Origin of the sequence: Pseudoalteromonas sp. HL-AS1 (genome assembly GCF_031198785.1) — a bacterium.
Classification (GTDB): domain Bacteria; phylum Pseudomonadota; class Gammaproteobacteria; order Enterobacterales; family Alteromonadaceae; genus Pseudoalteromonas; species Pseudoalteromonas distincta.
Genome location: NZ_CP133569.1, coordinates 869150 through 882763, shown reverse-complemented (window position 1 = coordinate 882763; position 13614 = coordinate 869150). Strand labels below are relative to the sequence as shown.

Annotated in this window: 10 protein-coding genes and 2 pseudogenes; 3 read left to right on the top strand and 9 right to left on the bottom strand. The window is 41.6% G+C overall.

What is annotated here, in order from left to right:
* The first annotated feature begins 23 nt into the window (after positions 1 to 23).
* Positions 24 to 2501, top strand: a complete 2478-nt coding sequence (locus tag RB214_RS04150; protein ID WP_309168435.1) for a PilZ domain-containing protein — start codon at positions 24 to 26, stop codon at positions 2499 to 2501.
* On the opposite strand, the gene serB is transcribed toward RB214_RS04150, so the two are convergent.
* Positions 2498 to 3526, bottom strand: a complete 1029-nt coding sequence (gene serB / locus RB214_RS04145) for a phosphoserine phosphatase SerB (protein ID WP_309168434.1) — start codon at positions 3524 to 3526, stop codon at positions 2498 to 2500. The two genes, RB214_RS04150 and serB, sit on opposite strands and share 4 nt — an antisense overlap.
* A gap of 152 nt (positions 3527 to 3678) precedes the next feature.
* Between serB and RB214_RS04140 the strand changes: the two genes are divergently transcribed.
* A complete protein-coding gene (locus tag RB214_RS04140) occupies positions 3679 to 4299 on the top strand; it encodes an AhpA/YtjB family protein (protein ID WP_309168433.1) in 621 nt (206 codons plus the stop codon).
* Here the strand turns inward: RB214_RS04140 and RB214_RS04135 are convergent.
* The 5 genes from RB214_RS04135 to RB214_RS04115 all read right to left on the bottom strand — a co-directional run bounded on the left by RB214_RS04135 (position 4266) and on the right by RB214_RS04115 (position 10328).
* Positions 4266 to 5033, bottom strand: a complete 768-nt coding sequence (locus RB214_RS04135; protein WP_309168432.1) for a TatD family hydrolase — start codon at positions 5031 to 5033, stop codon at positions 4266 to 4268. The two genes, RB214_RS04140 and RB214_RS04135, sit on opposite strands and share 34 nt — an antisense overlap.
* 21 nt (positions 5034 to 5054) lie before the next feature.
* On the bottom strand, positions 5055 to 5693 hold the full coding sequence (gene pdxH, locus RB214_RS04130) for a pyridoxamine 5'-phosphate oxidase (RefSeq protein ID WP_002958774.1): 639 nt from the start codon (positions 5691 to 5693) through the stop codon (positions 5055 to 5057).
* 339 nt (positions 5694 to 6032) lie between these two features.
* The gene (gene argS / locus RB214_RS04125; RefSeq protein WP_309168431.1) at positions 6033 to 7775 is read right to left on the bottom strand and encodes an arginine--tRNA ligase; all 1743 of its coding nucleotides are present in this window, start codon (positions 7773 to 7775) and stop codon (positions 6033 to 6035) included.
* Between the two features lie 60 nt (positions 7776 to 7835).
* Complete coding sequence (gene prfC, locus RB214_RS04120) at positions 7836 to 9425, bottom strand: peptide chain release factor 3 (RefSeq protein ID WP_165744826.1); 1590 nt, start codon at positions 9423 to 9425, stop codon at positions 7836 to 7838.
* 255 nt (positions 9426 to 9680) lie between these two features.
* The gene (locus tag RB214_RS04115) at positions 9681 to 10328 is read right to left on the bottom strand and encodes a LexA family transcriptional regulator (protein WP_024603822.1); all 648 of its coding nucleotides are present in this window, start codon (positions 10326 to 10328) and stop codon (positions 9681 to 9683) included.
* A 117-nt stretch (positions 10329 to 10445) separates the two neighbouring features.
* Between RB214_RS04115 and RB214_RS04110 the strand changes: the two genes are divergently transcribed.
* Positions 10446 to 10634, top strand: coding sequence for a YdaS family helix-turn-helix protein (locus RB214_RS04110; RefSeq protein ID WP_309168430.1), 189 nt, complete (start codon positions 10446 to 10448; stop codon positions 10632 to 10634).
* Positions 10635 to 10670: 36 nt separating this feature from the next.
* Here the strand turns inward: RB214_RS04110 and RB214_RS04105 are convergent.
* The 3 genes and pseudogenes from RB214_RS04105 to RB214_RS04095 all read right to left on the bottom strand — a co-directional run bounded on the left by RB214_RS04105 (position 10671) and on the right by RB214_RS04095 (position 13491).
* Positions 10671 to 11740: pseudogene (locus RB214_RS04105) on the bottom strand (IS3 family transposase).
* A gap of 217 nt (positions 11741 to 11957) precedes the next feature.
* On the bottom strand, positions 11958 to 12260 hold the full coding sequence (locus tag RB214_RS04100; RefSeq protein WP_165744824.1) for a putative quinol monooxygenase: 303 nt from the start codon (positions 12258 to 12260) through the stop codon (positions 11958 to 11960).
* Between the two features lie 78 nt (positions 12261 to 12338).
* Positions 12339 to 13491: pseudogene (locus RB214_RS04095) on the bottom strand (IS3 family transposase).
* Positions 13492 to 13614 lie beyond the last annotated feature (123 nt).

Here is a 13614-nt window from a genome sequence, read left to right as displayed (position 1 = left end):
ATTAGACGGTGATGGTTTTATAAATGGCTGATGACATAATGCTCAAACACGAAGACCTCGTGAATGAGTTAAAAACATATTTAGGCAACGCTAAATTTGATTTAATTTTTAAGTCTAAAATAGCTGGGCTTACAAAGCCTGAACAGTTTTTAATGAAAATGGAAATGACACGCTTATCTCAGCCGATAGCGCGCTTTATTGACTTACGTGGTTTAGTGACTGGGCAGGTAAAGCCTTATGATCACAATGGCAAACAACATTTCATGGATGAAACAGCGATTGAAGTATTTGAAGCTGCGCTAAAACAACACGGTGGTTATACCCTTGCCGTTTATGAGGCAGTGATGAACACCGAAAATAATCATCGGGTGTTACAACGCAAAACCACAGAAAAAATTGCAGAGCAAGCCATTGATGACTCCCTTAATACAAATGTTATAAAGTTTGCCTCTTATGAAAGCCGCTCTGAAGAGCGAATGAACTATTCAATTAAAGTAACGGTTGAATACAACGACAAAAAAAGTATTGCTGCTAGCACTTCCGATATATCCCTCAGTGGTTGTAAAATAAAGCTAGCCACTCGTTATGTACTAAAAAAAGGACATTTAATCGCCTTGCGTTTGGTAGGTTTAGAGCAAGACTTTGAGCTAGGTTTAAAAAATGGCATTCAGTATGAGGTTGTCGCCGTAGAAAATATTTCTAAAGAGTTTAATCATATTCGTTTAAAACGCACCTTTATTGAAAATAATGAAGCGTTTGATAATTTTTTAGAAAGCTTTATCCACGGTAATAAACGTCGCTATAAAGTAAACCTTGATAATACGCTCGATGCTGTGGTTTCTAAGGGTTACGAGCAATACTATATTCCACGCGTCACCTCTTTATATGTGTTTTTAAGTAAAAAAGACAATGTACTTTATCCTAGCTTAAGTCTAACCACCGAAAACAACATTTTTATTCAACGTTACTTTACCGATGAACGCCAAAACCCTTGTTTATACAGTGTGCTTAATGAGCAACGCATTAATGCATTACTTTTAAAACAGGCTCCAGTTAAAGAAGATTATTTATATACTTTTACTCATATTTCAGCGGGCAAAATTTATTATTATTCTGCAACACGTAATGAGCTTGAACAAAACCCTCAGCTAAAAAACTTATTTTTAGGTTTTGGCAGTCAAAAAGACACTTGGCAGTGCTTTAAAATACAAATTATGCCAAGCCATCCAGATGACTCATTTATTCCTTTATCGTTACCAAACACTGTAAGTAAAAATATTGAAAAGCTCAATAAGCCGCCTTCTCCTCGGGTAGAAGGGTTAGTGAAAAATGTAAAATATATGGTGGTACTAACTGCTATTGGTAATAAAACTGAACAGCAACACTATCAGCAATTAAATTACGATAAAGCTTTGATTAATCAATTGAAGAGTTTTGGCCATAGCAAAAGTAAGTCTGCGCCTTATTTAGATATTGTACCTTTAGAGTATGTAAATCTTCGCTCTGATAAGCGCTACTTATATAAAACGAATGTGTCGATTAGCGTAAACGATGAGGTAGTACATGGCCTTACTCGCGACTTTTCGGTTATGGGCTTACAGCTTGAATGCAAACAACCAGTAAGCTTAAAAAAAGGCGACATTGTTTTACTCTCGTTTCCTGACTTACAAAAAATAACCAAAACATATCAGCTTAGTGAGCTAAAGTACGAAGTGATGGCTGTAAATAAGTCGTTCACTATTATTAATTTAAAAGCCAGCCGAGTTGCCGACTTACCCCATGCTGGAGTGCTGTTTTTTACGCAGTTAATTAACAGTAATAAAGATAAACTAAAAGTGTCAGAAGAAGCGCCTAAAGTGCCAGGGCTCTCTACAGCACTTAGAAATATGGTAACTAAAAGCGTTTGCCAGTTCCCACTTTATTTACATAAAGAAGGAGCGCACTTTAAAGCAGGTGCAATTGGCTTTGGCTTATACCCTAGTCCACTACATGTGCTTTTACAAAACTTTGGTTTGTTGGGTAATAAAACCGATTTATCGAGCATTATTACTGATGAGCAAATCGTTAATGTGATCACCCCACAGATAAAAGATCTTAGCCGCCAAGATCCGCCAAGCGCCTTTACACTTGTGATTAATTTTGATCCCCGTAAGGGCAGTATTTCAGAGTCTACTACCAGTTATTGCATAGCAGGTGAGGATTATAATGATTTTCAGGAACAAATAAGCAAAGGCTTAAAGTCGAATCTTATTTTTGTTATGCGCTTGTACATATCACGTACTGGACGCCCAGATACCGATTATTTATCTAACGAACTAAAATATGTGAGTCAATATGCGCTGCATAAAGCAAGGGAATTAGAAGAGGCATTGTGGTCTGTAGCGGGTGTCGGTGATATTGTCGATATCACCGAAGAAGCCTTAAGCCATTTAAAACTTGAACAGCAACAAGTTGACCAAATGGGTCGCCGCAAACTGCTTTGGCTAAACCGCCTGCGTTAAACAGTAGCCACACTATTTAATGGTATAGCTAGCATATACAGTAATTGTAATAACGAGCCTTGGCAAATAGCTGCTTGGGCTTGCTCAACCACTTTTGCTTTACCATGTACTGCTACACCTAGCCCTGCTGTTGCCATCATTTTTAAATCGTTAGCCCCATCGCCAATCGCCACTGTTTGCGACTTTATTAATCCCAGCTGTTGCTGTAATGACTCTAAAATAACGGCTTTTTGCTGTGCATCTACAATTGCGCCTAATACTTTACCTGTGAGCTTATTATCTTTAAATTCAAGCACATTAGCGTGTACTTCATCTAAATTGATTAACGCTTGTACTTGCTCTGCAAAGGGTACGAAACCACCCGACGCAATGGCTAAGTGCCACTGATGCTGTTTAAGTATTTGGCAAAGCATTTTAATACCCGGCATTAAAGGTAAATTATTTTTTAACTCATCTATTAAGCTTTTTTCAATTCCGGTAAGTTTAGCGACGCGCTGATTTAGGCTTTCACTAAAATCAAGCTTACCAGCCATTGCCAGTGCTGTTACCGAAGCAACCTCATCGTATACGTTAGCTAAGCGTGCAATTTCATCTATGCACTCAATAGTAATAGCGGTTGAATCCATATCCATTACCAATAAACCTGGCTCATACAAGTTGGGTGGGCAAGCTATTTGCACTAGCTGAAAATCAAGTGTGCTGGAAAATTGTTGTAATACTAGCGGGTTTATAGTTTTATCTGCATTTTGCGCGTAAAAACACAGTGCTGGTGCAAGCCCTAAATCAGGTTGGTATTGGCATATAGCGGTGACTTTTTGGTTATGTGTCGCTAAAAAGTCAACAATACTGGCAATGTGTTTTTCCGTAAAATCACCTGCAAATGCGATGCTAAATAACCCTAATGCTTTGTTTGGAATATAATCGAGAGGTGTAGATACACCACCACTATAGCTAAACCATTTATTTAGAGTTAAGTGTTGTAATGGTTGCTCAGCAGCTTGCTGTGCCATGTTGATTTGCGACATGGGATCTCCGTGTTTATTTTTATTTTCCTGATAGTTGGCATCTCAAAACTGCTATTCTCAACACTAAATTCGCCATCAGGTGGGGTTTAAGGTTATAGTTAGTGTAGTTGTAACATCAAATCAAAATGCTGTCAGTAGCATAAACGGTGACTATGAAAAATAACCATATTAAAAACCCTATAAGCGCATCCCAAAGAAAGCGACTCGTTCGCTTAATTCTTGCGGCTGGCTGTTTTGTATTACTAAGCTGGGTGGGTGTTAATAGTAGTTTTCAGAGCCACCAGTTACTTTACGATAGCGCCGACAGCACCGCCAAAAGCCTCACTCAGTTTATGGCTTTAAATGTTAAAACACCTTTAATCGAAAAAAATAAACCCCAGCTCAATGCAATTTGTAACGATATAAGTAAAGATGAGTTCGTGCTTTCGGCCACTATTTACGATCAACAGGGTATTTTATTAGCCAGTAGCGACAATTGGCAGTCGCATCATGTTTATGGTCAACTTTCTGATTCTCCCCCCGGAATAAGTAAGTTAAAAACACCTTTTATGGAACCTGTTATAAGCGATGATGACCGCCCTATAGGTTTTGTATCTATTACTTATTTAACTCGCGCTGCAATATCCGACAGCCATAATCATTTTCATGACTTAGGCAGACAGGTTTTATTAATGCTAGTGATTGCTTGTATTTTTACGTGGCAGTTAGGCCGTGGATTAAAGCGCTGGCAGGTAAATCGTTATATGCAAAAAACATCTGAACAAGAATCATAAAGTTGCTTTGCAAGCGTCTCTTTTTCGCTGTGTGGCTTTAAATCACATAGTGCGTCAAACACATCAGGTATATGCAATGGCGTGTTAACCTTCCCTTGGTAGCCACTTAACGGCATTGAAGGTGAATCCGTTTCAAGCACTAAGTGCTCGGGCTCAATAGCGGCAATAACAGCACGGGTTTTAGCTGCACGTTGATAGGTAATAACACCGCCTACGCCAAGCTTAAAGCCCTGTTTGATATAATACTTCGCTTGTTGGATTGAACCTGAAAATGCATGAATCACTCCCCCATTTTTTGGCTTACAAAGTTTAAACGCTTGCGCAATTAAATCATGGCTTTGCCTGTGATGTACAATGAGCGGTAAGCTTAGCTCGTTAGAAAGCTTTATTTGCTGTTCAAATAAATAAGTTTGTTTAGAGAGGTTTTCAATGCTTCTATCAAGCCCACACTCACCAATAGCCACTAACTGATGCTTATTTGTAGTTGCAAACTCGAATAACGCTTCTATGTGCGATTCTTTATGTTGATCTAAGAAGTAAGGATGTAGCCCTGCCGCTATTTTTATACTTGGATAGGTTGCTTTGAGCTCTATAAGAGTATGCGATTGAGCAAGCGTAATACCCGGTACAACAAACTGATTAACTCCCTTTGCTACACACTCGGTTATGAGCGATTCACGACTTGAATCAAACTCACTAAAATCGAGATGGCAATGAGAGTCAATAAATTGCACGGTTACTTACTCATCTATTTATTAAGGGTTTAAGCGTGTAATTTGCCAGCTATTATCTGCTTGGCGCTGATACATAAAACGATCATGTAAACGATGCGCCCCACCTTGCCAAAACTCAATTTTAGTGGGCACTACACAATAACCGCCCCAAAAATCAGGTAATGGAATTTCACCTTTAGCAAACTTGTTTTTCATATTAGCAAAGGTTTCCATTAGTACTTTACGTGATGACACCGGACGACTTTGCGCTGACGCCCACGCAGCTAATTGGCTTTCTTTAGGACGAGATAAAAAGTACTTTGCCACAGCAGAAGTTGGTAATGGTTTAGCCTCGCCATATACAATAACTTGGCGTTCCATGTGATGCCACGGAAAGTGCAAGGAAATTTTATTATTACCTTTAAGCTCTTGCGCTTTACGCGAGCCGGTATTAGTAAAAAACACAAACCCGTTATCATCTAAATGTTTTAAAAGCACAATACGCTGTGAAGGTTGACCGGTTTCATCAACGGTTGCTACAACCATTGCAGTAGGATCGGGCAATTGACTTGCTACCGCATGCTCAAGCCACGTTTCAAACTGCTTAAACGGATCATCTTGCAAGTTATCTTCGCTTAACGCGTCTTGCAGGTATTCACGACGGATATCTTCGAGTTTCATAACAAGTCCTTTAAATAAAGCCTTAGAAAACAGCTTAGAGTAGCGAGCTTAAAACAATAGATGTTGAGTAATAACAAACATTAAGATTCAGGTATATACGATAGCAATAAACGCAGAGACTCAGGTGCATTCGATAGCAATAAGTATAGAGTCTCAGGTGAATCGTTGGGTTTCGTTTCACTCAACCCAACCTACAATGTAAAACATTACATCTGCAAGTGTAGAAGTGCTGACAAGACGGAGTGCTTTTTTATGCCAAGGAGCATACATTTAGTATGTGACTTAGGCTAAAAAAGCACGACAATGCAGTCAAAGCGAACTACACGCAGCAGAAGGTGATTACATTTGCTCCATAACTTCAATACCTAGCAGATCCAATCCCGTTTCTAGTGTTTTAGAAACCAGATTACACAGCACTAAACGGCTATCGCGCACGCTTGGCTCTACGCCTTCTTTAAGTACTGGGCAGGCTTCGTAAAATGTCATGTATAAGCTTGCAAGCTCATATAAGTAACCACATAGTACGTGCGGTGTTGCTTCGCTGATCATTAAATCAAGTACTTCTTCGAGCTGCAGTAGCTTAAGTGCAAGTGCTTTTTCTTGAGGCTCAACAATTGCAACGTCTGAATTTAATGTAGCAGCATCAACGCCTGACTTACGGAAAATACTGCGTACGCGTGTATAAGCATATTGTAAGTAAGGCGCTGTTGCGCCTTCAAAACTTAGCATGCTGTCCCAGTTAAAAATGTAATCACTGGTACGGTGCTTAGAAAGGTCGGCATATTTAACTGCGCCAATACCTACTTTACGGGCAATTTCGCTGCGATCGCTATCACTTAAATCAGACTCACGTTCAGCTAATTTTGCTGCTGCGCGGTTAATTGACTCTTCTAATAAGTCAGCAAGTTTTACTGTGCCGCCAGTACGTGTTTTAAATGGTTTATTATCGGCGCCCATCATGGTGCCAAATGGACAAAACTCATAGCTTGTTTCATCACGTAATAAACCGGCTTTACGCGCAGTTAGCTCTACTTGATTAAAGTGAAGACTCTGGCGTGCATCTACAAAAATTAAGATGCGATCAGCACCTAATTTATTTGAACGGTAGTCACATGCAGCTAAATCTGTTGTTGCATATAAAAAACCACCGCCAGATTTTTGTACGATAAACGCTGATGGCTCGCCATCTTTATTAGCTAGCTCATCTAAAAACACCACTTGCGCGCCTTGCGACTCTACGGCAATGTTTTTATCTTTAAGTAGGCTAATAATATCGTTAAGCTCTGCATTGTATGCGCTTTCAGCCATAATATCGTCTTGCGTAAGTGTTACGTTTAGACGCTTGTAAACTTCTTCAGAGTGCTTTACAGACGTGGCGATGAATAACTTCCACAGTTTTTCACAGTGTGCATCGCCACCTTGTAATTTAACAACGTAATCACGGGCTTTATCAGCAAAGCCTTCTTCGTCGTCAAAGCGTTTTTTAGCATCGCGGTAAAAAGTTTCTAAATCAGCAAGCGCAACAGTATCTAAGTCAACGCCTTGACTAATTTGATCTTCTAAATGCGCGATTAACATACCAAATTGCGTACCCCAATCACCCATATGATTTTGGCGCACAACCGTATCGCCTCTAAATTCAAGCGCACGTACAATTGAGTCACCAATAATAGTTGAACGTAAATGACCTACGTGCATTTCTTTAGCTAGGTTTGGTGATGAATAATCAACAACAACTTTTTGTGGCTTAGCGTGCTCGTTTACAGCTAGTTTTGCATCATTGTTAGCCGCTTTAACGCTTTGCGCTAAAAACTCAGGCTTTAAATGGATATTAATAAAACCAGGACCCGCAATTTCAGTCTTTTGTGCAATATCGCTTACATCAAGGTTATCAATAATTTTTTGTGCAAGCTCACGCGGGTTGCTTTTCATTTTTTTAGCTGCGCCCATGGCTGCATTAATTTGGTAATCACCAAATTGTGGACGCGTGCTTTGCGTTACTGCCGGGTTTGTGTCTTCAGGTAAGCCTGCACCGACCATAGCTGCAATGGCTTTTTCAATTAAAATAGTACGAATATTCATATTTTTTTACCTTTGTAAACCCGCCAAAGCAGGTTTTCTTTTAATTCTTGTAAATGAGCTCTAGTTTTCGCGTGTATGGCTAAACGTTACTTCTGGGTAGCGCTCTACCGATAAGTTAAGGTTTACACGGCTCGGCGCAATGTAAGTTAAGTTATCACCGCCATCGAGTGCTAAATTGCTTTCGCATTTACGTTTAAATTCTTCAAACTTTTTAACGTCATCACTGCTTACCCAGCGTGCCGTATTCACGTTTACGCCTTCATAAATAGCATCAACGTTATATTCTGCTTTTAAACGTGCTACAACCACATCAAACTGAAGTACGCCTACCGCGCCTACTATTAAGTCGTTATTAATAAGTGGTCTAAATACCTGTACAGCCCCTTCTTCAGAAAGCTGTACTAAGCCTTTTAATAATTGCTTTTGCTTAAGCGGATCGCGAAGGCGAATACGACGAAATAGTTCAGGGGCGAAGTTAGGAATACCACTAAATTTAAGTTTTTCGCCTTGCGTGAACGTATCACCAATTTGAATTGTACCGTGGTTATGCAAGCCAATAATGTCGCCAGCGAAAGCATCTGCGGCACGTTCACGATCGCCCGCCATAAAGGTTACCGCATCAGAAATGCTCACTTGCTTGCCAATTCGCACGTGATTCATTTTCATGCCTTGGCTGTACTTACCCGATACAATACGCATAAATGCAATACGGTCACGGTGTTTAGGGTCCATGTTGGCCTGAATTTTAAATACAAACCCGGTAAAGTTTTCTTCAGTTGCAACAATTAGTCTGTCTTCGGTTTCACGTGGTAATGGCGTTGGCGCCCACTTAGTTAAACCATCTAACACGTGATCAACACCAAAGTTACCAAGTGCGGTACCGTAATAAACTGGCGAAAGCTCACCGGCTAAAAACAAATCTAAATCAAATTCGTTTGATGCACCAATAACAAGCTCAAGCTCATCACGTAACTGCGCAGCTAAGTCTTCACCAATGGCAATATCTAACTCTGGATTATCAAGGCCTTTAATTGTGCGAACATCTTGAATTTTATGACCTTGGCCCGTTTTATATAAAACCGCTTCATCGTTATGAATATGATAAACACCTTTGAATTCTTTACCACAACCAATTGGCCAAGTAATGGGTGCACAGGCAATATTTAGCTCTGTTTCAACTTCGTCCAGCACTTCCATTGGGTCGCGAATATCACGGTCACATTTGTTCATAAACGTAACAATAGGTGTGGTACGCAGGCGTGTAACTTCCATTAGCTTACGGGTACGGTCTTCTACACCTTTAGCCGCATCAATAACCATTAAGCACGAATCTACTGCTGTTAATGTACGGTACGTATCTTCAGAGAAATCTTCGTGTCCTGGCGTATCAAGTAAATTAACAAGTGCGTCGTTATATGGAAATTGCATTACAGACGTAGTAACTGATATACCACGCTCTTTTTCCATTTCCATCCAGTCAGATTTAGCATGCTGGTTAGAGCCGCGACCTTTTACAGTACCAGCTCTTTGAATAGCTTGTCCGAATAACAATACTTTTTCGGTAATCGTTGTTTTACCAGCATCAGGGTGAGAGATGATAGCAAAGGTCCTTCGCTTATTGATTTCATTAAGAAAATCTTGGTTTGCCATGTATAAATTCTTTTAGTTTGTACACGGATTTGTACACACTTTTGGAAGTACTCTCTTTCAGTTCTTCGCTTGTCAAATCCGTCGTGTTAATCGTAATTGGCCGCTATTTTCGCTGATCTTGACTTTATAAACAATCAATGGTTATCTAATCGGTTACCATTTACTCTCAGCGTGCGCCAATGCTCAGTTGTAGCTGTTTGCAATCGTTGCTTCTTCAGCTCATGAACAACTGTGGCTAAACCACAAATTCCTTCGCTACCAAAAATCGATGATAGCTTGTCGTACTACACCAATGATGGTGCAGTTGCCGTTGATCGGTATTGCAGGGTATTGGGGGTTCAAAGGTTTTAGGTACTTCTGTTCACCGTCAATGACCAACTGCTTAAAGGTTGCTTCTTTCGAATCATCCAAACGCGCAACAACCAATGAACCTGAAGTGCAAGGTAACTCAGGATCAACAACGATCACTGCCCCCTCAGGTATGGATTTTTTCCCGCTTGGATTTTCCATACTGTCGCCTTTTACGCGAAGTGCGAAACAACCCTCATGTGCTTTTCCAGTGACTTCACGCCACTCTTCAGCATCTTCATGGGCAAATCCCTCCGCTATTTCAGTCCAATCACCGGCCTGAACCCAGTTAATGAGAGGAATTCTTCCCTTAATGTCAGGCCCAACTTCTACATTACCGACCCCCAAGCCAATCTCGCCATCACCTGTGGCGAGCCAATGAGCATTCACGCGAAGCGCCTCCGCGATCTGCATGGTGTAACGAGACCTAGCCGATTTACCAGAGCAAATCTGGCTGATCGACTGCTGTTTGATACCAATGCGACGAGCCAACTCAGACTGAGTCACCCCAGTAAGCTGCAAGGCATGGTTTAGTCGTTCGGATAAAGTTTTCATAAGCCCGTATTCTACAAATAAAACTGTAGCCTTTCAACAATTTTAACTGTTGACTAATCTACAGTTTAAACTGTAACACTCAATCTTGTAACAGTTATTATTGTAACAGGTGACGGTATGGAAGTGTTCAACACGACACAAAAACATCTCCGCCGTGCCATTGACTTGTTCGGCGGGCAATCAGCATTAGCACAAGCCATCAACTCAAAACAGCAAAACGTCTGGTTTTGGTTGAATAAATCAGGGCGTGTTCCCGCTGAATTCGTTTTACCCATCGAACAAGCTACGCAAGGACAGGTAATGTAAATACCCCATTTAGAACACAGTCATCTCGTAGAATATTTATGCCGCATTTCGGTACTCAAACGGCGTCATATCATTGAGTGAATCGTGCGGTCGTTGATGCATAACTCAATCCAATCTTCGGCTATTTGCTTCACTTCATTCAGGTTGTTGAAGATGTAGCCGTCGAGTACATCGTCACGATAAGTTAGGTTGAACCGTTCAATGTATGCGTTCTGATATGGGCAGCCGGGCTTGATGTAATCAATCATAATGTCATGTGCTTTTGCCCAATTCACAAACACTTCCGAGGTGAATTCGCTGCCATTATCAACTCGAATTTTCTCAGGGTAAGCGTGTCACTCAGCAAGTTGGTCAAGATAGCGTATGACGCGCAGCGACGACATGCTGGTCGCAATATCGATACCTAAAACTTCGCGATTAAAGTCGTCAATAATGTTAAATGTGCGGAACCTGACTTTGTTGTGCAAGCTGTCGCTCATAAAGTCCATTGACCAGGACTTACTCCAGTGCATTTGGAGCAGCTCTGGAATGCGATTGGGTAGTCGCTTTTTACCTTTGCGTCGCAGGTTCAGTTTTAACTTAGTATAAACGCGATAAACTCGTTTGTGGTTCCAGCGGTTGCCTATAGCTTACGAAGGCGTTTGAAGCACTTCGGGAAGCCCCACCGATGGTGCCTTTCGATTAAAGCATTCAAGGCATCAATGATTTCGTCATCATCGTTCAATTTCGGCTCGTAATAGTAAGCAGTGCGACTGATACCAACCACATCACAGCTCTATTACAACGCTCGCCTTATACTGCACCTGCAACTCGCGTGCCCAGACTTTTCGTTCTGCCACAGGTGCTAGAGCTTTTTTTATGATGTCTTCTTGCATCTGTGACTTGAGGCTCAACTCAGCATACATCTGCTTAAGCCGACGGTTTTCTTCCTCAAGCTCTTTTAAGCGGCGCACATACGACGCCTCCATGCCGCCGTATTTTTCGCGTCATTTATAAAACGTTGAATTACCGATACCGTACTTACGGCAGATATCTTTCACCGGCATACCGGCTTTGGCCTCTTTTAAAATCGCCACAATCTGGCTTTCTGTCATGCGTTTGCTCATCGTAAAACTCCTTTGTTTTAGTTTAAAAGAAATTCTACGAGTGAGCTGTATTATTATACGGGGTAGCTACACTAACAATCGGTGTAAAAACTCCGATAAAAAGTATGATTAAGCCGAACACTTGTTTTGTGTTCATGAGTTCTCCTTTTTGTATCGCTAACGCCTGAGTTAAACCGCGCCGCGAACCGGCGTCGGCTTGAACGAATTGTTAGTCTTGCTAGCCAGGTAGCTTTGCCGCAAGTACATCAACGCTTTCGATGGACGGGGGCTCGGAGAACAACTCACCTGCCTTTGCCATCAACGCGGCTGCGACCTTGCCGGAGAGATGGGCCTGGCGACCCGCGTCATCCGGGAAAGCATCAAAGATTCCGAAAGTGCTTGGTCCAAGGCGAATGCCAAACCACGCAGTGGTGGCAGGCTCCTCATTGACGATGGGAAGGCCACTCATAAGGAAGCTCTCAACCTCTTTCTCTTTTCCGGGTTTCGCTTCAAGGCGAACGAACAAGGCTACTTTGACCATGGAATATCTCCTGTTGTTAAAACGACATCACGATATGCGATGTTCTCTTGTAAGCTTAGCTGGTAATGCCTGATTTTTCTAGACACCTTCTACCCTTTTAAAATATTCACGCTCAAAGTTGTTTGGCGATACTCTGTCATTTTTCGTATGACGCCGAGTTGGATTGTAAACCATCTCAATATAATGAAATACTGCCTGTTTGGCTTCAGCCCGGTTTGGATAAATACGACGGCGTATTTTTTCCTTCTTTAAATTGCTGAAGAAGCTCTCAGCAACCGCATTATCATGACAGTTACCACGTCGACTCATACTGGCTTTAATATTGTATACATCGAGTAATTTTCTGAACTGCCGACTGGAATATTGAGAGCCCTGGTCGGAGTGCAAACTGACTTGTTGCTGCGGTTTTCGTCACCAATAAGCGGCTGCAATGGCTTGCATAGCCAAGTCTTCGGGCATTCGTTCGCTCATCGACCAACCAACGATATTACGTGCGAATAAATCCATGACGACGGCTAAAAAAAGAAAGCCTTCATGTGTTTTAATGTAAGTGATGTCGGTCACCCACCATTGATTAGGGTGCTCGACGTTAAATGCGCGATTTAACGCGTTATCGGCAATAATATCGGTCTTACCTACGTAGTAGCCTCGGGGCGTGTTATAATCCCGCTGCGCACGAATGCCTTCTTTTTGCATTAAGCGTAAGATCCGATCACGGCCACAATATTGGTTGGAGTCACGAAAGTCCATGTAGATATTGCGGTAACCATGAAAGCCACCGCTTTCTATCCAAAACTGCTTAATTTTTTGCGCGAGTTTTTGGTCTTCACGCTCTCGCTCGCTGACTGGCGATTTCAGCCAATCATAATAACCGCTGGGGTGAACGTCTAACGTTCGGCACTAAACTCTCACGGGATAACGTGAACTACAAGATTTTATGAACCGGTACCGTTCTTTGACTCACCGACAAAGAACACCGCGGCTTCCTTTAACAGGTTCCTTTCTTGTTCAACACGTTTCAGCTCACGTCTCAGCCGGGCATTTTCAGCTCGTAAGTCTTGTTCTTCTTCACGCGCTTTTGTTGGCTTTGAAATTTTTTAAGCCATCCATACAGCGTTTTAGTGCTTATACCTAGACGTTCAGCAACATCATTCACACTGTAGCCATGCACTGCGACTTGATTCACTGCTTCTTGTTTAAACTCGTCCGAATATCGGATACTTTTACCCATGATTTACTTCTTATGATCATAGTTACATTTTTACCATAAAAGGGGAACATTATTGGCTCAGCTATTTTAGAAGGGGCACGCCATGCGGGAGGACGCACGGCGAACTGAGGACGAAGCGCCGGC

Excerpts from the sequence above, each read along its gene's own strand:
- argS (WP_309168431.1), bottom strand. The coding sequence starts at position 7,775 with ATGAATATTCGTACTATTTTAATTGAAAAAGCCATTGCAGCTATGGTC.
- RB214_RS04150 (WP_309168435.1), top strand. The coding sequence starts at position 24 with ATGGCTGATGACATAATGCTCAAACACGAAGACCTCGTGAATGAGTTA.
- RB214_RS04110 (WP_309168430.1), top strand. The coding sequence starts at position 10,446 with ATGGAAGTGTTCAACACGACACAAAAACATCTCCGCCGTGCCATTGAC.
- RB214_RS04100 (WP_165744824.1), bottom strand. The coding sequence starts at position 12,260 with ATGGTCAAAGTAGCCTTGTTCGTTCGCCTTGAAGCGAAACCCGGAAAA.
- RB214_RS04140 (WP_309168433.1), top strand. The coding sequence starts at position 3,679 with ATGAAAAATAACCATATTAAAAACCCTATAAGCGCATCCCAAAGAAAG.
- prfC (WP_165744826.1), bottom strand. The coding sequence starts at position 9,425 with ATGGCAAACCAAGATTTTCTTAATGAAATCAATAAGCGAAGGACCTTT.
- pdxH (WP_002958774.1), bottom strand. The coding sequence starts at position 5,693 with ATGAAACTCGAAGATATCCGTCGTGAATACCTGCAAGACGCGTTAAGC.
- serB (WP_309168434.1), bottom strand. The coding sequence starts at position 3,526 with ATGTCGCAAATCAACATGGCACAGCAAGCTGCTGAGCAACCATTACAA.
- RB214_RS04115 (WP_024603822.1), bottom strand. The coding sequence starts at position 10,328 with ATGAAAACTTTATCCGAACGACTAAACCATGCCTTGCAGCTTACTGGG.